At 55.1% G+C, this 20,022-nt stretch carries 19 protein-coding genes; all 19 read right to left on the bottom strand.

Annotation, left to right across the window (positions count from 1 at the left end; genetic code table 11):
* Window positions 1–45: 45 nt before the first annotated feature.
* Complete coding sequence (locus tag C5Y96_RS19915; protein ID WP_105357000.1) at window positions 46–813, bottom strand: flagellar motor protein MotB; 768 nt, start codon at window positions 811–813, stop codon at window positions 46–48.
* Window positions 814–825: 12 nt separating this feature from the next.
* A complete protein-coding gene (locus tag C5Y96_RS19910; RefSeq protein ID WP_105356998.1) occupies window positions 826–1,602 on the bottom strand; it encodes a motility protein A in 777 nt (258 codons plus the stop codon).
* Between the two features lie 11 nt (window positions 1,603–1,613).
* Complete coding sequence (locus C5Y96_RS19905) at window positions 1,614–1,835, bottom strand: flagellar FlbD family protein (protein WP_105356996.1); 222 nt, start codon at window positions 1,833–1,835, stop codon at window positions 1,614–1,616.
* Window positions 1,836–1,931: 96 nt separating this feature from the next.
* Window positions 1,932–4,772, bottom strand: a complete 2,841-nt coding sequence (locus tag C5Y96_RS19900) for a flagellar hook-basal body complex protein (protein WP_105356993.1) — start codon at window positions 4,770–4,772, stop codon at window positions 1,932–1,934.
* Window positions 4,773–4,829: 57 nt separating this feature from the next.
* Entirely contained in the window at window positions 4,830–5,330 is a 501-nt protein-coding gene (locus C5Y96_RS19895; protein ID WP_233199034.1) for a flagellar hook assembly protein FlgD, read from the bottom strand.
* Between the two features lie 138 nt (window positions 5,331–5,468).
* The gene (locus C5Y96_RS19890) at window positions 5,469–7,100 is read right to left on the bottom strand and encodes a flagellar hook-length control protein FliK (RefSeq protein WP_105356987.1); all 1,632 of its coding nucleotides are present in this window, start codon (window positions 7,098–7,100) and stop codon (window positions 5,469–5,471) included.
* An 11-nt stretch (window positions 7,101–7,111) separates the two neighbouring features.
* Window positions 7,112–7,810: a hypothetical protein gene (locus C5Y96_RS19885; protein ID WP_105356985.1), complete on the bottom strand. Its 699-nt coding sequence runs from the start codon at window positions 7,808–7,810 to the stop codon at window positions 7,112–7,114.
* 2 nt (window positions 7,811–7,812) lie between these two features.
* Complete coding sequence (locus tag C5Y96_RS19880) at window positions 7,813–8,262, bottom strand: flagellar export protein FliJ (RefSeq protein ID WP_105356983.1); 450 nt, start codon at window positions 8,260–8,262, stop codon at window positions 7,813–7,815.
* A gap of 17 nt (window positions 8,263–8,279) precedes the next feature.
* Window positions 8,280–9,638, bottom strand: coding sequence for a FliI/YscN family ATPase (locus C5Y96_RS19875; RefSeq protein ID WP_261341402.1), 1,359 nt, complete (start codon window positions 9,636–9,638; stop codon window positions 8,280–8,282).
* Entirely contained in the window at window positions 9,635–10,303 is a 669-nt protein-coding gene (locus C5Y96_RS19870; RefSeq protein ID WP_105356981.1) for a FliH/SctL family protein, read from the bottom strand. The genes C5Y96_RS19875 and C5Y96_RS19870 overlap by 4 nt, the downstream gene beginning before the upstream one ends.
* Before the next feature lie 12 nt (window positions 10,304–10,315).
* Entirely contained in the window at window positions 10,316–11,470 is a 1,155-nt protein-coding gene (locus tag C5Y96_RS19865; protein ID WP_105356979.1) for a FliG C-terminal domain-containing protein, read from the bottom strand.
* 37 nt (window positions 11,471–11,507) lie between these two features.
* Entirely contained in the window at window positions 11,508–13,178 is a 1,671-nt protein-coding gene (locus tag C5Y96_RS19860; RefSeq protein ID WP_105356977.1) for a hypothetical protein, read from the bottom strand.
* 83 nt (window positions 13,179–13,261) lie between these two features.
* Complete coding sequence (gene fliE, locus C5Y96_RS19855) at window positions 13,262–13,564, bottom strand: flagellar hook-basal body complex protein FliE (protein WP_105356975.1); 303 nt, start codon at window positions 13,562–13,564, stop codon at window positions 13,262–13,264.
* A gap of 19 nt (window positions 13,565–13,583) precedes the next feature.
* On the bottom strand, window positions 13,584–14,006 hold the full coding sequence (gene flgC, locus C5Y96_RS19850; protein WP_105356973.1) for a flagellar basal body rod protein FlgC: 423 nt from the start codon (window positions 14,004–14,006) through the stop codon (window positions 13,584–13,586).
* A 40-nt stretch (window positions 14,007–14,046) separates the two neighbouring features.
* On the bottom strand, window positions 14,047–14,460 hold the full coding sequence (locus C5Y96_RS19845) for a flagellar basal body rod protein FlgB (RefSeq protein ID WP_105356971.1): 414 nt from the start codon (window positions 14,458–14,460) through the stop codon (window positions 14,047–14,049).
* A 218-nt stretch (window positions 14,461–14,678) separates the two neighbouring features.
* Window positions 14,679–16,091 (bottom strand): sigma-54-dependent transcriptional regulator, encoded by a 1,413-nt coding sequence (locus C5Y96_RS19840; RefSeq protein ID WP_233199030.1) that lies wholly within the window; start codon window positions 16,089–16,091, stop codon window positions 14,679–14,681.
* The gene (locus tag C5Y96_RS19835; RefSeq protein ID WP_105356968.1) at window positions 16,088–16,969 is read right to left on the bottom strand and encodes a sensor histidine kinase; all 882 of its coding nucleotides are present in this window, start codon (window positions 16,967–16,969) and stop codon (window positions 16,088–16,090) included. The genes C5Y96_RS19840 and C5Y96_RS19835 overlap by 4 nt, the downstream gene beginning before the upstream one ends.
* Before the next feature lie 17 nt (window positions 16,970–16,986).
* The gene (locus C5Y96_RS19830) at window positions 16,987–17,445 is read right to left on the bottom strand and encodes a flagellar export chaperone FlgN (RefSeq protein WP_105356966.1); all 459 of its coding nucleotides are present in this window, start codon (window positions 17,443–17,445) and stop codon (window positions 16,987–16,989) included.
* 17 nt (window positions 17,446–17,462) lie between these two features.
* On the bottom strand, window positions 17,463–19,985 hold the full coding sequence (locus tag C5Y96_RS19825) for a tetratricopeptide repeat protein (protein WP_105356964.1): 2,523 nt from the start codon (window positions 19,983–19,985) through the stop codon (window positions 17,463–17,465).
* Between the last annotated feature and the right edge of the window lie 37 nt (window positions 19,986–20,022).

Below are 20,022 nucleotides of genomic sequence, written 5' to 3'. Positions count from 1 at the left end.
GAACATACCACTGCACAAACGTAGCATGTCCTGGCGCGCACGCGGCTAGTTTCCTGAGGCCTCGATGGGCGGAGCACGGCGATTGGCCTGTTCCTGGGCCGTGCCGACCAGATCGTCGATAACTTCGTCCAGGAGAAAGACTTCCACACGCGGATTCTGCTTCAATAGCAGTGGATCGGTCCCGATATGAAACGGTTCGTTCTTCCCAGCGACCGAGACACGAATTCGGCGCTCGTCGATGCCCAGCGACACAAGGTACTCTCTAACGGCCATGCAACGGGCGTAGGCCAGATCCCAGTGCGTTTTGTAGGGACTATCAGGTGGAAGTGGCCGAAGCGAGGTGTGACCGCGTATCTCGATCTTCTGCGGTTTGCCCCCAAATTCCAGACTTTGGGCCTGTAGGGCCTCGATGGCGGTCTCGTCCAGCTTCGCGCTGTCTTCAGGGAAGTAGACAACCGTTCCGACTGCGGTCTTCGATCCAGGCCGGATAATCCGCACTTGCGGACTATCCCCTACCGGAGCTTTGACTTTATCACCGCCAGCATGAGTCGAGAAACGCTTGGCACGCCCCATTGTCGCCAGCTTGGCCAGATTCGAGTTACGAGGCTTGGCATTACCCGCGATGACGCTTTCCATCGAGCTATCGTGACCAAACTGACGGCGAAATGACTCGACGAGTGCCTGGTACTGTTCTTCCTTCTTAATCTCGCTCATCGAAACGAGCATGATGAAGAAGGTCAAAAGAAGCGACATCATATCGCCAAAGGTCACGACCCATTCCGGGATGCCAGCGGCTTCGTCTTCTTGGTCCATGACCTGCTCTCCTTATTTGTCAGCGTCGAGCTTAGCGCGAACCGAAGGCGGTAGAAATGTACGGAGCTTTTGTTCGATGACTCGGGGATTCTCGCCGGACTGAATCGCCATAATGCCGCGAATGACGATTTCCATACCGAGTAGTTCCTGCTTGTTCAGAAAGCCGAGTTTCTCGGAGAATGGCAAAAAGAAGACGTTCGAGACAATGGCCCCGTACAGCGTCGTGAGAAGTGCCACGGCCATACCGGAACCAATCGAACTGGGGTCGCTCATGTTACCGAGCATGATAATCAGACCAAGCAGCGTCCCGATCATCCCGTAAGCGGGAGCGAATCGCCCCATCTGGTCGGAAACGGCCTTGGCATCGCGATGCCGCGTTGCAACGGCATCCATTTCAGTCCGCATGATATCTTCGATGGCGTCCGGGCGCGTGCCGTCGACGGCCATTTGAATGCCGGTGATGATAAACGGGTTGTCGATCTCGTTGATGCGGTTTTCTAGGGCCAACAGGCCATCGCGACGAGCCGTTTCAGCCAGGCTGACGATCTGCTTGATCAGTGCACCGTAGTCAGTTGCCTTGTTGAGAAAGACTACCTTGATGGACATGGGCATGCCCAGCATCGATTTCAGCGGGAAAGCGATCATGCATGCAGCCAAGGCCCCGCCGCAAACCACCAAGAGCGAAGGTACGTCGACGAACGCCATCAGGGATGAACCTGGTGCGATCAAAATGGCTACGAGAATGAGTCCCATCGCAGCCAAAAGTCCGACGACGGATGCGATATCCATGGCGTTTTATTCTATTTTTCCCCGGTGTCTGGCCGGGCAAATCCTGGGGGTAACAAATTTTTGCGTTGGTGGTACTCAATTACGCGATCTACGACAACGTCAGTTCCCTCTCGAACGACAATTCGGTCCCCGTTGGTCAGGGTGATAAACGTGTCGGGATTGGCTTCAACGTACCGAATCAGTTCGGCATTCAATACGAACGGCTCGCCGCTGAGCCGGGTTAACTTGATCATCCTGGCCGCTCCAATTCGAAGCACGGAATGCCTAGTACGCTTAATTAGCGCACTAGGCTTTCAACCGTAGGTCAATATTTAGGACGTGCTAGCGTTTTATCGCCGCAGGTTCAAAAGTTCATCAAATAGCTGCTGGGCAGTCGTGATCACCCGGGAGCTACCTCGATATTGGGTCGAGGCCAAAATCAGGTCGATCAAGTTGCCGCCGATATCGGTGTTACTCAATTCCACGGCACCGGCGATGACATCGCCCAGGCCATCTGCCCCCGGGTCGCCAGTGACTGGCAGCCCCGAGTTCACCCCGGTGGCGTACAAGTTTTCACCACGTTGCTCCAGGCCGGTAGGATTGCCAAAGCGAGCCAACTGAAGCATACCCAGATCGCGGTCAACACCGTTGGAGAACACACCCCGGATGACGCCGTCTTCACCAATGATGAAGCTATTAAGGGTACCTGTACCGGAACCGTCTTGCCGCGAGGCGTTGAGGGTCGGCTTGTCAGCAGCCAGACCCGACAACTGAGTAAAGTCCAGGTCAAATTCCAGCGGCGACTGCGATGGAATATCACGGCGCTGGATATTGATCGTGTTGTTGTCGGTACCTACGAAGTTACCATCGCCATCGAAATAGATGAGACCAGTACCAACGGCGATTTCAGCCTGGCCGATATCGCCGGTATCCATAGCGGCATCGTTATCGGGCGAGTCGGCATACCAGCGGTAAACCGTGTTGGTTCCGTCTCGGCTTTCGAGGGTTGCGGTCACGCGAACATTGATCGGAATACCCAGCGTGTCGTACACGACGAAGTCCGATACGGCACTCTGGCCAACCGCTTCCTGAACCGTACCGAAGTTGAGGTTCGGGTTCTGCAGCACGCCGGTATTGTTATCCAGCGTGAACGACGACAGTTTGATATCGACACCATTGTCGACACCGTTGTTCGAGACAACTCGGATACGACCATCGCTAATCGAAATCCCTTGCGACAATGTTCCCGATTCACCAGGAATCGAGTTCGTCGAACCAGGAATTGGATTCGCGTTACCGTTGACCGATGGCTGAATACCCGTGGATGACTGAACGAACTCAAGCAGTTCCTGCACGATCGTCGTTTCGGTGATCGTGAAGGTTTTCGTATCGAGCCGGCGATCACCCTTGAAGCCGGTAAAGCTAAGTTCGCCGACTTCAAAGACATTTTCAAAATTGAGCCCGTCACGCTTCACCACGTCAACCAGCAGCGTATTCGAGTCAATCTTCGGACCATCCAAGTCGATGGCCTTGTTACCCAGAACGGACAGGTCCGAAATCTCGGAGTCAGGTGTCGTATCGATGAAATCTTCACCTGGATCGAGTTCTTCCACCAGGTAGAAGCTCGACGAGTCGGTCGAAAGGTTACGGTAAATCCGTACCTTGTCATAAGCCGGGAAACCACCTTCCGGAGGAGGAGTCGGAGGAAGCGGCAAGTTGGAAAGCTCGATACGTCCGTTCACGACGTTCTGTGGCCCAATGGCCAAGGATGGTCGCGATTCCTCTTCGCCTGAACGAGCGAAGGTAACCAGGTAGGTGTAGTTGCCGTTGATCGTCTGAGCATCGAGCTGATTGGTCGTCAGGGGCGTACTTCCGTCGTCGACGTATGGCGTAGCCGCGGCGGCCATCGTCAAGGTATCCAGTTCGTAGAAGTCGGAACCGCCAGCAGCTGTTCGGTAAATCCGAACCGAAGTGTAGTCGGGACTGGTCGGAATATTGTCCAGCACAACCGAGTAGCCGTTGCCATCGGCCGGGCTGCCCGATACGGTGACCGTATGGGTATTCGACGGAGCGGTCTCGTTACCAGAGGCATCGATAAACGTGTAGCGGTATTGATAGACGTCACCACCACCGAGCGTACCGTCGGTGCCGGTACCACCGATCATCGAAGCACTCAACTGAGTGGCAGTCGGCGAGGCGGCGGTATCCGTGACCGGAGATCCCATCGCGGTCGAACCGACCAGGAAGTAGGTCGCACCGCCGTCGTTACTGCGGTACATGTTGAGTTGCGAGAACGAACTCGACTGGGGCGGATTGGTAAAGGTGACGGTGTTGTCATTTGCCGAAGCATTGCCATCGGCCAGCGTCACGGCATAGTCCGCCGAGGCGAGTGTTTCACCCGAGAGGCCCGCGTTCGAGAATGTGAAACGATAGTTGAAGTTACCATCAGGAACCGAACCGCCGGCACCTTCGGTCTGCCCATCGGTTGTGGTCCCCACGCCCGGCGTGATGGCCGAAGCGGTGGTGGTTGCGGTAATATTCGGCTGAGTCGAAACACCAACGTTGGTAGCAGACGTATCGGGTCGAGGCACGTTGGCGTTACCCAGAATCGCGCTTTCAATCACCTGAGCCTGCGTCGCCAGATCACCGGTCGCGGTCAGGGTACCTTCCAGGTAAACGTTTTCCGTTGCTTTGGCGACACTCTTAGCCCCCAGAGGAATCGTCAGCGGAACTAGCTGCGTACGCTGGATCTGGAAGCCTTCGTCGATACCAAAGCCGAGCACGCGTTGGCCGGTAATCGTGACGAGTTCGTTTTGCGAATTCGTTTTGAAGATACCATTACGGGTATACAGCGTTTCGCCGTTCCCCCCTTCGACGATGAAGAACCCATCCCCCTGAATCGCCAGGTCGGACGGGCTGTTACTGACTTCGATCGTACCCTGAGTGAAGTTCGGTGTAATCTCTGCGACCTTCGTACCAAGACCCGTTTGACGCGGGTTCGTACCACCATTAGAAGCGGTCGGCTTGGAACCGAGGCTCTGTGTCTGCAGAAACTGGGTCGCGAAGGTTGCCTGCGATGCTTTGAAACCGACCGTTTGCGAGTTCGCGAGGTTATTACCGGTGACGTCGATTTGCGTTTCAGCCGCCGTCATCCCGGTCAATGCGGTCGATAGTGCAGATGCTAGACCCATGATTATGCTCCTTGCAATTTTAAAAACGTCTCCAAGTCCCTGGAGAGCGTGGTTGTTTTAGGTAGTTGTTTCTTCAGTTTCGTCGCCAGATTCGTCCCCGCTGCCGGTGTCATCTCCATCATCAGTTCCGGTTCCGTCTCCGGTACCTGTACCATCGGTTCCGTCAGTCGGAGGATTCTGAACTTGAGCTGGGAGGATCGTGAAGATGTCGTCCATGTTCACGTCAACAGTCTGATCGCCCGTATCGACCTTCAACGTCAACTGCCGCGTCCCATCGTCGTTAGGAGCCAACTGCACGCTCTTCACCACGCCGAAAAGAACGTACCCGTCGTCAGTCAATGCCTGGACCTGCTTCCCGATCAATCCACTCGCGGTCGAGATACCTTGGCTCTGCTGCATCGATTCGAGCGACTCACGTAATTGATCGGTCGCACCGATCTCGCGAATCTGGCTGATCTGTTGCAACATTTCCGAGTTTTCCATCGGATCGAGTGGATCCTGGTTCTGCAATTCGGTGATCATCAATTGCAGAAAGTGATCCATGTTCAACTCACGCAAGTCCGTTGGCTGCTTGGTGGATGAACTGGAACTATTAGTCGACGAACTGGAATCGATTTTTGACATGATTCGCTCACGCGTAAGTGAACTGCGGTAAATTCATTTTGCTATTGTTCAAGTATGCCTGACGCACTTTCTTTAAATGGTCACATTCAAGTTGCGACTATCGCGTTCGGCATCTTTATTGACGGACTCGCGTGCACTCGACGCGGTCTCTTCTTCGTTGTTCGTATCCACGCCTTGGCGATTTGAAGTGTGCGAACCGCCTTGACGATCGGATTGATCTGCGAAGGTCGACGCCGATCCATCCTGGGGTGTTTGCTGCCCCATCAGCTCGACTTCAAAATGTTGGACATTGATATTCGATTCCGCCAATCGTTCGCGAAGCTGCGGAAGGTTATCGAGCAGCACCTGCCGTGTGGCGGCGTTCTCGGCTTCAATCTTGGCTGACAGATTGCCGTTTTCGATCTTGATTTCAACCTTCAGTTGCCCAAGCTCCGATGGATTCAAGCGAATCTTGATCGACTGTCCCGGGGGCGTTGTTTCGACGGCCCTGGCAACTCGATTGATCAAGCGAATCTGCTGCTTGGGATCGAGTTGCGGAGACTGACTGCCTTCCGCTTTCTGAAGTGATCCTCGCTGAATACCACGCTGCAAAAGCGATGCGAGGTTGTTCACTCCGGTTGTGCTATTAGACGTACTATTGCCACCTGACGCCGTTGTAGCGACTGTATTACTCGACGCCGCCGCGGCCAATGCTTCACTGGCTTTCGTCACGGCCGCCATCGTCGAAGAATCAGGCGATGTCGTAGCGGCGGGCTCGATCACGTCGACCTGACTAGTGTCTTTGTTGCTGGCTCGCTGAGTCGAAGTACGACTTTGGTTTCGGTCGGAAGAATCGTCCTGAGCGGTGTCTCCCGTCTCTAGGCTGACCTCGCTGTCGACCGTTTCCTCGGCAACTTGTTCGACTCCATCCAGCTTCAGCTTGCGTTCTTCCTGCGAACGCACCTCGCCTGGTTCTTCGCCTGGGTTCACTTCGCTAACCGGTTCAACCGGTTCTTCTTCCATCGCGGCGAATGCGGGGGCTTCGGCTTCTCTCGATTCCTTTTGTACCGATTCAGATGTTACTTCTTTAGCGGAGTCATGCTGCTCATCCGAAGAATCCTCGGATGCTTTCTCCGTATCGAGCGGCTGGCCGGCATTCAATTGCCCTGGCAGCAGCGTATTTTTCTTTTCCTCCGATGCGCTAGCAGCATCTACGGGAGCCTGTTGTTCGACTTCGCCCTGCTCCCCTTCCGCCAGCGTATCAGGAGCACCCAGTAGCTGCTCTTGCTGTGTGGCAGCAGCTGCGGTCTCCAGAGCTGCCTGATCCGGTTCACTATCTTCCTCGTCCTGAGCAGCTTGCTGCTCGGACAACTCTGCGACTGCTGCGGTGTCTTCTTGTTCGACTGTTGTATCTGCCGCCGACAGGTCGACATCCGACGATTCGCTTGATCGAACACTCCCTGCGTAGGAAGGCGTCGAATCGTCGTAACCATCGTGAAGATTCGGATCGTCGGTGGGTGCCGTGTACGGATCACTCGCTGCCGTCGCGGTGCCTGTCGAGGCAACCGGATCGAACGATTTGCTACCCTTTGTTGTCATCGCCTGGGTCGACTTCATGATCAAGTCGAAGAATGCCATCGGATCGGCAGCCGACGCTGAATTGCTACGCGAACCGCCTGACCAGCCAGTCGTCGAGTTCACGGAGTTGGATGATGTCGATTCCATGGGTTTCCTCGTTATTTGGACGGCGGCGCGAATTGTTGAAGTTGATCGCGGGCATCGCCCAGGATCTCGGTATCCGGAACACCGCGGCGAATCTCATCCAATATGTCGGCGAGTTTTTGCTGTTCATCTTCCGAGCGAAACTCGCCCATGATCTTCTTTCGTTTGTCTGTGGACATTGCTTTGACGATCTTCACCACATCGGTCATGGCTTCATCATCTCGCTGCAGCATCATCAAGATCTGCTCTTTCGCCTGTCGCGGATCCAATGCTTCCAGCGTCCGTTGAACTTCGACAATCGCCTCGTCCAGCACGCCGTCTTCCAGTGCTTTCAAACGCTGATCGAAGCCCTGCTTCAGCTGATCGTAACGCCGTCGCTCTTCCATCAAGCTCGACTGCATGTTCCGGAGGTTCTCGATCCCGGTATCCAGGGCCTGCAGGCGAAAATCGAGCGCCAGATGCCGCTGGGCTCGTTCGTCGATAATCTGCTGCATGTCTGGTTCTTCGTGATCTTCCTCAGGCTCGTCCTTGTTCTGCACTTCTTCTCGAATGGCGTCCTCGTCGATGCCGTACACGATAGCCATCAACGAGTAGAAACGGTCTTTGGTGAACGTCCCCGAGTTGGCGAACACAGCGACACAGATCACCTGTGCCAACACGGTTGCCACACATAGGTAGGCGAAAAACGCTCCCGCCATTCGTACCAAAGCCACGGCTAGTCTCCTTTACGCATGAAACCGCTTAGCGCGATCTCGTCCATTTGTTTTGCTTCCACGGCAGCTTCCCACTTCAGGTGCTGCTCGTGCTTCTGCTCTTTGAGCCTTTCCAACGTTCGGACTTCGTGGTCCGCATCGATCAATGCTTGTTGTCGCTGCTGAATATGCGGCCGCAGCTTGAGCATCAGTTGCTGTTTCTCGACTTGCAGGGCCTTCAGAAACATCACTTCACGCTGCGAGGCAGTGATCAAGTCGACATTCAGCGAACCGACTTGGGTTAGTCCACGAATGTAACTGTGTTGATCCTGGATATCGCTTTCGATCCCGGCCTGGTGTTCCTTGAGTTGCTCTTCGGCCCGCAGGACTTCGGCAAGTTCCGCGCGACACTGATCCCGTGCGGCAATCTTGAGCCGCAGGTAAGTCTCGAGTCGGAAACGGAACTTGGACATAACGTTTTACTTCCTATCTACCTGGCCGCAATCTTCGGACCACCGGCGGCCTGAAGGTTCGGCTGGGCAATGCTGCACTTGCGAACCAGGGCCATCAATTGTTCCTGGGCTGACTCAACACTGGCCTGTTCGTCCACTCGCTGGCGAAGGAATCGATCGATTTCATCCTTCAAGCGAATGGCCATATCAATGCGTGGATTCGAGCCTTGGCGATAAGCCCCTATGTTGATCAGGTCTTCGTTTTCGGCGTAGGTTGCCATCAGGTCGCGAATGACAATCGCTCCCGTGCGCACTTCCTCACTCACCAGATCGTTCATCAAACGACTAATGCTAGGCATGATATCGATCGCCGGATAATGCCCCTTGCCTGCCAGCTTACGAGACAGAATGATGTGCCCGTCAAGCAAACCACGCACGGTGTCGGCAACTGGCTCGTTCGTGTCATCCCCTTCCACTAGCACCGTGTAGAAAGCCGTGATGCTTCCTTGCTTGGTACGTCCGGTACGCTCCACCAATCGCGGCAGCATAGCGAACATCGACGGTGGATATCCTTTGGTCGTGGGGGGCTCGCCAGCGGCGAGGCCGATCTCGCGCTGAGCCATAGCAAAACGTGTGACACTATCCATCAGGAAGAGCACGTTTTTGCCACTCTCTCGGAACGATTCGGCTATACTCGTTGCGGCCATGGCCGCTTGCATTCGCTGAATGGCAGGCTGATCGCTGGTCGCCACGACGACCACACTTCGCGCCATTCCTTCTGGGCCGAGGTCACGTTCGATGAAGTCATTTACTTCACGGCCTCGTTCGCCGATGAGTGCAATCACGTTCACGTCGGCCGAAGTGTAGCGGGCCATCATCCCCAGCGTGACGCTCTTGCCGACACCACTGCCGGCGAAGATTCCCACGCGCTGTCCCAGGCCGCAGGTCAACATGCCGTCGATGGCTCGTACCCCAGTCGAGATGGTTTGATCGATCCGTGGCCGGTTGATCGCGTTGGGGGGATCCTGGTCGAGTCGAACTCGATCGGACGCGATCGGCGGAGGAAGATCGTCCATGCAGTTTCCATGGGCATCCAACACACGGCCAAGCAGTTGCTCGCCAACACCCACCGTGCGGAACGAATGAGTCAATCGAACGCGGTTTCCACGTCGAATGCCCTGTACGCCTGTCAGCGGATAGATGAGCGTATTCTCTCCCTTGAAACCAATGACTTCGGCGGGAATCGGCGGCCCAACTTGTCGTTCCACTTCCACGACGGCACCAATTGGCACGGGGAAGCCAGCGACTGCCGTTGTGGTACCAAAGGTTTCGACAACACTTCCGGTGACGGCAGTCGGCATGACCTGTTTGAGTCGACTCTTGAGAGAAGCGATCACTGGGCATCTCCCAGTTCGTCAGCGATTCGCGACAGTTGTGTCTCGATGCGGTTGTCAATCGAACCAAACCTGGTTTCGACCACACAGCCGCCGCGGCTGATAGCGGGATCGGCAATGATCTGCGTTGCGGCAAGCTTTTTTAGTTCGTCACACAGCATCGCTTCGCCGCTTTGCATGCTGCTTAAGTCTTGGGGATTCAGTCGAATGTGAATCTCGCCGCATCCGGCTGCCAATTGCAGCGACTCGCGAACGAGCGTGGCCGAAATTTGAGGGTCTGCGGCAATTTCGCGACGAATGATCTTCTCAGCGATGGCAGTGGCAACCTGAAGGCCAACCTTCTCCCACTGGTTGAGCCAGTGCTGACGCTCGGTCGTTAGATCTTGGACCAGAGTTCGCAGCGCTGGCAGTAGCGTCGCAGCGTGCTGATCGACTTCGGTCTTCAGCGATTGTCGGGCCTTTTGCTCGGCAGCTTGTCGCCCTTCCGCTTCAGCCTTGGCACGTATCTGCTTCGCCTGCTCTTGGGCCTGTTTGATGATGTCGGCGGCCTTGAGCTTGACGTTGTTCAGGTCGCTCTGCGCCTTGTCGGAAACATCGTTCAAATTGAAAGCGATGGTCGAAAGCGAATGGGCTTCGTGTTCGAGTTTGCCTGATTTGATGACTGCCATGATGCGATTTCCTTATGCGGCTGCCTGAAGTCGGCTCGTGGGATGAACCAGGGAAGCCACAAGCAGCTCATCCGCTGCCAGACACATTTGTCGTTTCGCGTGATCGATATCGGAGAGCAATACTGGCTGCATCTCGCGAATCTTGCGTTCGAGCAGCTTCACGTCTCCTGCTCCGAGACCACGAGAAATTCGCTTCATTACTGCAGACGATGCACCACACAATGCCAACAGCACAACCTTAGGACCGGCCTGGTGTAGCACTTTGGCCAGCGAAGCATCGTCCAGCAAGGCAAAGCGTTCAAAGGGGAACTTCGCCTGAGGCAATTCTCGCAGAGTGGCTTCCTTCTTCGGCTCCGGCTTCAAAGCTTCGACAGCCGGGTCGAACTTCGTTTCTGGTTTCGGCTCAGGCTGGACCGGAGCAGGCGACAACGGAACGATCGCCGGTTGCGGTGCAGGCATCTTGAAAACAGGCTGCTCGACTTCTACGTACTTCAGCGTTTCCAACTCGGAGGAAAGCTGCGAGCCACGGTTTCGCAACTCGGCGAGAAGTTGTTCTGCCTGATCGCCAGATGAGGCCTTAAGGATTGCCTGGGCTGCGGCCATCCCAAGCCGGCGACGCTCGAACGCCAGCACCTGACGCGAGACAATCTGCTTGATGCGAACTTCGATCTCGGCCACGATCTCTTGCGAAGGTTCGTCCAACTGGGTGATCCGATGAACGATGTCGGCCTGCAGTCGGGCAGGAAGTTGACGCAAGATCTCCGAAGCCCGCTGAGGCTGAAGATAACTCATCACGACAGCCGTTACCTGCGGATGTTCCTGTTCGAAGAAGGGTGCCAGCATTTCGCTAGGGGCATCGTTCAGAAAGGCGAACGGTGGGGGCGTGGTTGCCGTTGTTGGGACAGCAACCATTTCTGGCTGCTGGTAGGTGAATTCTATTTCCACGCCTGGATCTTCGACGGGTAGTTGTCGGCCAGAGTTGCGTAGAAATTCGTCGAGAACGGTCTGTCGTTCTTCATCCGATACGTTTTCCAACTCAATCGACATCCAGCGAATCTGGGAAGCGACTTCTTCCGGCATGCTATCAAGCAGCTTATCGGCCGAGGCTTCATCGAGACTGGCGATGACGATGGCGGCTTTGCGGATGGTTTCAGGGGATGTACTCATGATGTTTCTCTAAAAAGGTGCGACAACCTTTTGGCACTTAGTTGGGGCTTCCGATCCAGGTCTGCAGAATGCCCAAGGCCGTGTCGGGGTCCTCGCGAACCATATCGGCCAGCTCATTCTTCAGGTTAGGACCACTGCCCTGGGCAAAGCGCTTCTTCAATAGCCCCTGCATCGATCCTTCCGGCTGCTCTTCCTTCTTCTCGTCTTTGGCTTGTGCGGCGGCAGGATCTTCCAGCTTGAAGGCTTCCGACTGAGCCGGAACGCCAGCTCCGCTGGTCAGCATGCCACGGAGCATCAACAGCCCCACAGCCGCGAAGCCAATCGTTGCCAGGGTTTGCCAATTGGTTGCCAACCAGGCCATGGCCGTATCGGCAACAGCAGGTTCGACCGTTGGCGTTTCCGGCAGCTGAGGTGCCGTCCAGACGTAGACCTGGGGATAAGGGTCGTCCCCTTTGGCTTGCTCAGGCAGCAGTGTCACGACGGTCGTTTCCACCGTCTTCTTGGTTTCGTCTTCGATCTTCTTCAGTTCGCCTGGATCAGGCGTCTTGGGCTGCTGCCCGGCCGGGGTCGGGTTCCGCGAGTTCCAGACATCAACGTAGTACTGACTCGGAATGCTGACCGAAACGGTCACGCGTTTCGGCGTAAGGGAAGCCAGTTGCTTCTGGGTGTAGTCCTGGTTGGTAACGGCGAGCGTTTCTTCTCGATTCGATTCGGAAGTTTGTTCCGTCATCGGAGCTGCACTGACAGCCGTAGGACGATTGGGGCCTTGGGCACCAAGTCCAGGTTCACCAGCGTTGGTAGGGGTTCGCCTGACCTCAGACGATTTCTCGGCAGTCGAAGCCAACGGCGTCGGACGGGGATCGTACTTGATCCCCTTCTCGATGCGGTTCATCTCGGGGTCTAGTTCGACATTAACGGTCACGTTGTTGCCGCTGATGAAACGCAGGGCGTTGTCGATCGTTTCAGTCCAATGGTCCTCGAACCATTTCTTACGTGCCGCGTAAGGGTCGTCATTGACAGAGGCTAGATCGTTATCGGCTCCGCTAAAGGTCTTACGCGTATTCAAGTCGGTGACCGAAACGTGTTCGGCATCGAGGCCTGCAATCGAATGAGCGACGTAGTTTTGAACGCTTTTTACCGTTTTGGGATCGATCTCTTCCGAACCACTGGGGCGAACGACAACCGAAGCGGTGTAGACCTTTTTACGAGGAAATCCCCCTTTGTCTTCGATGTCGTACTGCACCGAGGCGTAGTCGATGCCCCGCATGTTTCTCAGTACCAAGGCCATTTCTTTCTCGCGAGCGACCTTCTGTCGGTCGGCACGATGGGCTTCCGATTCGAAGGGGCTGGCCTGCCCGATTGCTTCCGACATGCTGTCGTGGAAGTCAGGCGGAATCGCGTTATTCTTGACCAGCGCGGCGATGTAATCGACACGGCGACTTCGCGGCACGTAGATCTGGCTGCCAACAACTTCATAGTCGTCAAGCGTTTCAGAAGCGAACGCGGCTAAGATGGCCTTTTGATCAGCCGGAGCGATTGGAGCGCCAGATAGAATCGGGACGTCCTTCTGGAACATGTTGCTCTGAAACAGAAAAGCAACACTGGTAACAATAGCCACGACCAGCAGGCCTGCGATGATCCGGGAACCGGGTGTCATCGAGACAAACAGGTCTTTGACTTGTTCAAACGCTTTGTTCAAAAAGTCCATCCGTGGACCCTTCAAGCTGCGGAATCGAGTGGATTAATTCATTTGGGTAACTGTCGAATCCTTCGACAGTCAGTCTCTTACTCTTAAACGCGAATGTCTTTCACTTCAGCGTAGGCTTGCATCATCTTGTTGCGAACCTGAAGCATCATTTTGAAGGACATGTCGGCTTTCTGCACGGCGGTCAACACCTCGGCGGGGTTAACGTCGCCGCCGGTGAACAGGGACTCGACCGCGCGGTCGGCGTCCTGTTGCATCTGGTTTACTTCTTGAATTCCTTCGAGCAGGAATTTGCCGAACGATCCAGGCCCATTCTCCGGCTTGCCTGGCAAGGGATTGGGGGCCTGAGGAATGGTCAGCTGCTGTTGAATTGCGTTAATGGATGCCATCGGGGGGAAGTTCCATCAATTACGCCAAAATACGGAGCGTTTGGCTCGTCATGTTCTTGGTCATTTCAATCACACCCACGTTCGATTCGTAGGCTCGGCTTGCCTCCAAGGCATCGACAAACTGTTCGGTCATGTCGACGTTGGGGTACTCGACATACCCTTTCCACTTGCCATCCTGGATTGCCAAAGGATGGTCAGGCTGCCAACGGCGTTTCGGTTCGACACTATCTTCACGAACCTCAGCAACCTTCACCCCAGCGGCACCGCTGGAAGTTGCTAGTTCGTGGTCGGTTTCCAGGATGACGTGCTTGGCCTTATAAGGACCAATGCGTCCGTTGGCATCACGTAGCGAGGACATATTCGCAATGTTCTGCGAAATCGTGGTCAGGCGTTCGCGTTGTGCGATGAGCCCACTGGTACTGATATCCAAAGCGGAAATCATGAGGACATCCTTTCCTGACTAATAAAATCCGTTGGGGGAGTTAAACGCGTTCGCTAATGGCAACGCCCAACAAACGAAACTGGCTTTCCATGATGGCCAGGGCCGTGTTGTGCATCGTCTGGTTCTTGGACAGCTCGGCGACCTGCTTTTCGATGTCGAGGTTGCTCTCGTCATGAAACAAGATGCCGTTAAGCGAGCTCTTTACCTCTCGCATTGGATCCCCTTCCTTGGTGTGAACGAGTCCTTGCGAGATCGGCTGGTTCGGGTTGTTCTTTCGCTCGATCGCTTCCGACAATACTTCGTGAAAGCGATCGACGTTCAGGTCGCGTCCCTTGTATCCGGGGACGCGTTGGTTAGCGATGTTGGTGGCCAGAATGGAGTGTCGCTTCTGCGCGAAATTGACGACCTGTTCGAGAACAGGAACGGTGTTCGCATTGAAGATCGAGTTTTCCATCGTAGGCTTCCTTACGCTTGTCGCCTGTCATATTGCAAAGGGTGTGCCGATCTAAGCCGGTTGGTATCGATCGTTGCGAATGGGCCCGCAAAGTTTGCCTGCTTCGGCAAATCTTGCGGCAAGCCACTTATGGGGCCGCATTCCGGAGGCAAAAACCGGCAATTGTTGCCGCATCGTTTCCGGAATGTTTTGCCGATAGCACATCCTGCATACTGTCCTTAAACGTGAGCGAAGGTCCGAGCCCGAGGTGCCAGGCCGTAGCTTCGCAGCTTGTTACTCAGTGTTCGCACACTAATTCCCAGGGCCGTTGCTGTCTTTTCGCGATGCCCTTCGAAGTGCTCGAGCGTTTGTTCAATCAACTGTCGCTCCATATCTTCCAACCGCATTCCAACGACGGAAACATTGCCGGTCGATTGCAGTGAAATCGATTCCTGGCTGTTTTCGGTTAACCAAGGACGGATCTGTTCGGGGGTCAGGTCATGACCGATCGTCAGCAATGCGGCTCGCGTGATGATGTTTTCCAGTTCGCGAACATTGCCTGGCCAAGGATGGCTTTGGAGCAACTCCATCGCCGAATCGGCAACCGTCAGCATTTCGCGACCAACGCGAATCACGGCGGCGTTCAGGAAGTGATCGACCAACTTGGGAATGTCTTCGGTGCGATCACGCAGCGGAGGCAGTTCGATCGGCACTACATTCAGCCGGTAATACAGGTCCTGCCGAAAACGACCCGCGGCAACTTCCGCCAGCAGATCTCGGTTCGAGGTCGCCAGCACCCGTACGTCCGCTTCGACGGTCGAACTGCTGCCGACTTTCTCGAAGCGTTTCTCTTGCAGAACACGCAATAGCTTAGCCTGCAGCGGCAGATCGATCTCGGTAATTTCGTCGAGCAGAATGGTTCCCTTGTCGGCCAGTTCAAAACGACCGATTCGGGCATGATCGGCACTGGTAAACGCACCTCGCTCGTGGCCGAACAATTCACTTTCCATCAAGTGAGCAGAAAGAACCGGACAGTTCAGGCTGATCATCGCCTCGGCACAACGACGGCTGGCTTGATGAATCGACCGGGCTACCAGTTCCTTGCCAGTACCACTCTCGCCGGTGATCAAGATGGTCTCGTCAGTCGGTGCTACCAGTGCGATGCGTTGACGCAACGTCTGCATGGCCAGGCTATTGCCGATCATCACGACCGAGTCGCTATCACCGCCGGGCGGAATGGCTGTCGCACGATCACCGCGACTGGTCGACTGGATGGCCCGCCCAATGGCCGATTCCAAGGCTTCGATCTGCACCGGCTTTTCCAGGTAATCGAGCGCACCAAAACGCATGGCATCGACTGCCGTATGGATGCTGCCGTGGGCGGTGACCATAACCAACTGAGTTCTCTCGTGCCTGGCGCGAACTTCTCGCACCAGTTGCAGGCCATCCATCCCGGGCATTTGCAGATCGGTCACAACAACATCGAATGCTTGCTTGGCAAGGCGATCGAGCGCTTCGCGACCGCTGCCACAACTGACCGTTTGATAACCGATCATGGAAACGGCATCACACAGACTTTCGCGCGAGTGCGGATTGTCGTCGACGATCAGAACGGAATGACTGGGGGTGCTCTTTTTCATGGCGTCGATCATGCAGCTGCCTTCAGGGATTTCATCGGAAACATGAGCGTAAATGCGGCTCCAAAGTCGGGGCAGTTCATGGCAGAGACCTGTCCCTGGTGAACTTCCACCACTCGCTGGACGATTGCTAGACCGAGACCGGTTCCGGTGCTCTTGGTGCTATAAAAAGGATCGAAAATACGTCGAACATCGGTGCTAGAAATTCCACAGCCCGTATCGGCGAACTCGATTTCCAAGTGACCGAAGTTGACTTGCGAGGTGATGGTCAGGATGCCTCCATCCGGCATCACGTCCAACGCGTTGAGGATCAAATTCAGAAATGCTCGCTTGAGCATGTCCTTGTCGGCCAGCAACATCTCTTGCTCGGTCAAATCGAGACGTACCTGAACGTCTTGAGCTTGAAACTGGGGTGCCAGATCTTCACAGATCTCGCGGATCATTTGCGATGTCGGCACGTAGGCCTGATTAGGCTGACGATCGGCCGTGAAGTGCAGCAAATCGTCGACGGTCGTGTTGAGTACAGTCAGTCCCGACTCGATCTTATCTACAATCCGCTTGGTTTCTGGGTCGCCGCTGACCTTTCGCTTGAGCAGCCCCGTGTAAAGAGTTAGGGGCATCAAACCGTTGCGAACTTCATGGGCGATGTGAGACGCCACCAAACCAAGGTCTGCCAGACGATTCTTACGTGCTAGTTCGCGATTCTTGACTTCTAATTCGTCGGTCAGCCGCGTGACTTCTTTGCGAAGCGACTCGTGCGTTTCCTGGAGTCGTGCGGTGGCTTTGTCCCAGCACGAAAGCAGTTCACGCAGATCGATCGACTCGTCGTTGGCCGAAAGATTCCAAAGGCGGTTAGTGTCGGAAATCGAAGGTTCTTCGTTAGGAGAGGTCATATACTGGGGGACCTTTCTTACTCGGCGGTTAAATCGAAGCCGCGACTTGTGGGTACGTTCATATCGTTGTAGGCGGAAGCGGAATCGGCGGAGGCATGTGTTTCCTGGAGCATCCTTGAGATTTCATCACGATGCGTGGCGACAACCTCGGTGCTCTTTTGTTCGATCTCCTTTAGTTCTGTCAGCAGCACTTCACACTGCTGCGCCTTTTGCGAACATTGGGTGCGTTCGCTGGCACTTCGCCATACTCGCGTTTCCGGGTTCTGCTGGCGAAAGGGATCCATGGTGCGGTCGATGTACGTCAGGCGTTCAATCAACGTTTGCTTGGCGGCCAACACACGCATCAGGTCGTCGATGTAGTCGCTGTGCCCAGCCAATCGCAGTTGGTACTGCGACAGGGTCAGCAACTGCGTCAGCACTTCGTGCTTTTTATCTATCAGCTGAACCAGTTGATCGGTTTCCTCTACGCAAGGCATACAAATCAGCTTTCCAGTTAAAGGGTGGCTGCTAACCAATTGAGGTAATTCTGCCAGTCGTCACGCGTGCCGTGAGTTGTCTCGGAATAGTCAATCCCATCGGCGAGTCGCGACAACACAATCTTGGCTTGTTCCACTGTGCCTCGGGCTTCGTTCGATAGATTCATATACCGGTAACAATGGGCAATCTGCACGAACGCTTCCAGCGAAACGGCTTCGGTTTGATAGCGATTGGAAGCCGTGGAATAGGCTTCGATCGCATCCTTGTAACGTGCCAACTCAAACATAGCCGCGCCCTGTGCGAAGTAGCAGTTCCGCAAAATCTTCGCTTCGACTGGATGGAGGTCTGCCTGAGTTTCGAGCTTCGTCGTCAATTCATATTCCAGGTCGCTATAGATCTCGATCGCGCTTTCGAGATGGTCTTTCACTTCTTTGTCGAACTTGATCCGCTGCGTTTCGATGTTCACCAGGCGAAACTTCTTTTTGGGCAGCGTGGACGAACGACGATGACACTCGGCAATCAAATAACGAGCACTGACCGAGCGGGGATCGTCTGGATATCGCCGAACGGCCGCATGCAGATATTTGATCGCCCCCTTGTAGCTCTCGTTGCTCTGTTCGAGGAATTGAAAGCCCTCGCGTGGAATACTTTCCGGAGCTTCCAGAGCACCTTTCACACGGGCTTGGGCCTCGAACATTTCCCCTTCCAAGTGCAGAACGCTACCGAGTGCAAACAGCGAGTCTTGCCATTCACGACTGCTGGGCTCAAGTCGACCGTCGTCTAGATTAGCAGTCAGCACGCTCTTCGCCTCTGCGAGCTTGCCCAATTCCATGTAGGCTTCGCCACCGAGTACGCGAGCTTCGTAAACGGACGGATCTTTCGGATAAAACTCCAGGCACTCGTTAATTGGGCTCAACGCTTCTTCGGCTCGATCGAGTGCGATTAAGGCCCTGGCAGTCGCCACCAACGCACGGGGCTGATGCTCACGCGTTTCGTACCGTTGGTATTCGGCGAGAATTTCGACTGCCTTGCTGAAGTCTTGCCCACGGAGGTAAGCCGAAGCGCTATTCCAAAGGTCATTCGTGTATTCCGCTGTGGCAAACCGATGTTCGGCCAGATCGAGATAGACCTTGCCGGCATTGCGGAAGCGGAAACGCGACTTCGCACGCAGGTCGAGTGATTGGTTGAATGGAACGTTGTCGGCTTGATGCTCGAGGTAATCGCCCCAGGCATGTTGCACGTCTGCTTCGATTTGAAAGGCTTGATCCGCCGGGAATAAGGGACGCAGCGACTGGGCGACTTCCACCGCAGGGGCAAACTTCTTGGCTGATTTCCAAGCATCGATCGCTCGGGTCACACGTTGACGGAACTCGACTTCGTCGACCCAGGGGTTTTCGTACTGGCCACCAAGGGTTGCTTCGCGAAGGGCACGGCGATAGATCTCGACCGCTTCTTCATCTTTATTTTCGTCACGCAACAGCTCGGCTTCTTCCAGGCCGGCGGCAACGCTTTCCGGAGTTCGATAGTAAATCTTTCGCGTACGAGAAGCCTGCTCCATGGCTTCGTCCAACTGATCGTTTGCCCGTAGCATGACGGCCAACAGGTACGATGCTTTACGCGTCGAATCCGCCGCAACCAACTGATTGCTGGCCGCCTTGCGGAACATTCGAATGGCCGTATTGAGCGAGTCCTGAGCTTGCTCTTGCTCTCCGGCAGCGAGGTGCTCGTGATAGCGACGACGAGCGACCAACCCTTGGACGATCACTCCATCGACATAGCTAGGCGAGGTCGGCGGGATCTCGAGAATGGTCTCCAGCGTTTCGTCGAGTTGCCCCAATTCGAATTGAATACGAGCCAGGCGAATGTGTGCCTCTGATTTTTGATCCGGCGTAAGAACCGGATGGGAGTCGTAAAGCCGACTCCACTTCAAGGCTTGCTCAAGCTTTTCTGGTGTGGTGGGCTGAATCGCCAAATAGCAATCGGCCACGGCGTTCTCGATATCAAGCTGATGCAGCGGGTAGTCGGAATAGATCTTAGTGAGGGACTGGATTGCCTTTTCGTACTGCTTCGACTCCATCTGGCTGATGCCAAGCAGGTATTCACCTCGGATCTTATACTCCGGCGGGAATCCTCGTTCGCGGGCCGTTTCTAAATGTTGCACGGCAACACGATAAACCGTTTCGCGGTCCTTTGGGTTGAGAAACCCTTTCGCTTCGTCATGCAAAATCATGCCTAGTAAAAAAGGCGCGGCACCCTGGTAGGGCTGCGGAACGTGAAGGTCATCGACATGGCTGCGAGCAATATCGCGTGCCTTGGTGACCTCTCCTTTTTCATAGGCATCGATGGCTGCAGCCAAAGTTTGGCCCTCGCCATCGCCGCCGCGTAGGAGCACCCACGATGTTCCTGAAACAAGCCCAGCCACAACGACAGCTCCAGCAACCAGGAACACCCGATTGCCGAGCATGCCCATGAAACCGCCGCGAGGGGTTACACCCTCGGCCGCTTCAGGAGCATCGTTTTGGCTAGATTCCGTCGACATCGATAATTTGTTTCAAGTTTCCTGGTGGCTCAAGTCG

The sequence above is a fragment of the Blastopirellula marina genome, assembly GCF_002967715.1.
GTDB lineage: Bacteria > Planctomycetota > Planctomycetia > Pirellulales > Pirellulaceae > Bremerella > Bremerella marina_B.
This window is presented reverse-complemented; position numbering and strand designations above follow the sequence as displayed.

Excerpts from the sequence above, each read along its gene's own strand:
- C5Y96_RS19915 (WP_105357000.1), bottom strand. The coding sequence starts at position 813 with ATGGACCAAGAAGACGAAGCCGCTGGCATCCCGGAATGGGTCGTGACC.
- C5Y96_RS19910 (WP_105356998.1), bottom strand. The coding sequence starts at position 1,602 with ATGGATATCGCATCCGTCGTCGGACTTTTGGCTGCGATGGGACTCATT.
- C5Y96_RS19905 (WP_105356996.1), bottom strand. The coding sequence starts at position 1,835 with ATGATCAAGTTAACCCGGCTCAGCGGCGAGCCGTTCGTATTGAATGCC.
- C5Y96_RS19900 (WP_105356993.1), bottom strand. The coding sequence starts at position 4,772 with ATGGGTCTAGCATCTGCACTATCGACCGCATTGACCGGGATGACGGCG.
- C5Y96_RS19890 (WP_105356987.1), bottom strand. The coding sequence starts at position 7,100 with ATGGAATCGACATCATCCAACTCCGTGAACTCGACGACTGGCTGGTCA.
- C5Y96_RS19880 (WP_105356983.1), bottom strand. The coding sequence starts at position 8,262 with ATGTCCAAGTTCCGTTTCCGACTCGAGACTTACCTGCGGCTCAAGATT.
- C5Y96_RS19870 (WP_105356981.1), bottom strand. The coding sequence starts at position 10,303 with ATGGCAGTCATCAAATCAGGCAAACTCGAACACGAAGCCCATTCGCTT.
- C5Y96_RS19865 (WP_105356979.1), bottom strand. The coding sequence starts at position 11,470 with ATGAGTACATCCCCTGAAACCATCCGCAAAGCCGCCATCGTCATCGCC.
- C5Y96_RS19860 (WP_105356977.1), bottom strand. The coding sequence starts at position 13,178 with ATGGACTTTTTGAACAAAGCGTTTGAACAAGTCAAAGACCTGTTTGTC.
- fliE (WP_105356975.1), bottom strand. The coding sequence starts at position 13,564 with ATGGCATCCATTAACGCAATTCAACAGCAGCTGACCATTCCTCAGGCC.
- flgC (WP_105356973.1), bottom strand. The coding sequence starts at position 14,006 with ATGATTTCCGCTTTGGATATCAGTACCAGTGGGCTCATCGCACAACGC.
- C5Y96_RS19845 (WP_105356971.1), bottom strand. The coding sequence starts at position 14,460 with ATGGAAAACTCGATCTTCAATGCGAACACCGTTCCTGTTCTCGAACAG.
- C5Y96_RS19840 (WP_233199030.1), bottom strand. The coding sequence starts at position 16,091 with ATGATCGACGCCATGAAAAAGAGCACCCCCAGTCATTCCGTTCTGATC.
- C5Y96_RS19835 (WP_105356968.1), bottom strand. The coding sequence starts at position 16,969 with ATGACCTCTCCTAACGAAGAACCTTCGATTTCCGACACTAACCGCCTT.
- C5Y96_RS19830 (WP_105356966.1), bottom strand. The coding sequence starts at position 17,445 with ATGCCTTGCGTAGAGGAAACCGATCAACTGGTTCAGCTGATAGATAAA.
- C5Y96_RS19825 (WP_105356964.1), bottom strand. The coding sequence starts at position 19,985 with ATGTCGACGGAATCTAGCCAAAACGATGCTCCTGAAGCGGCCGAGGGT.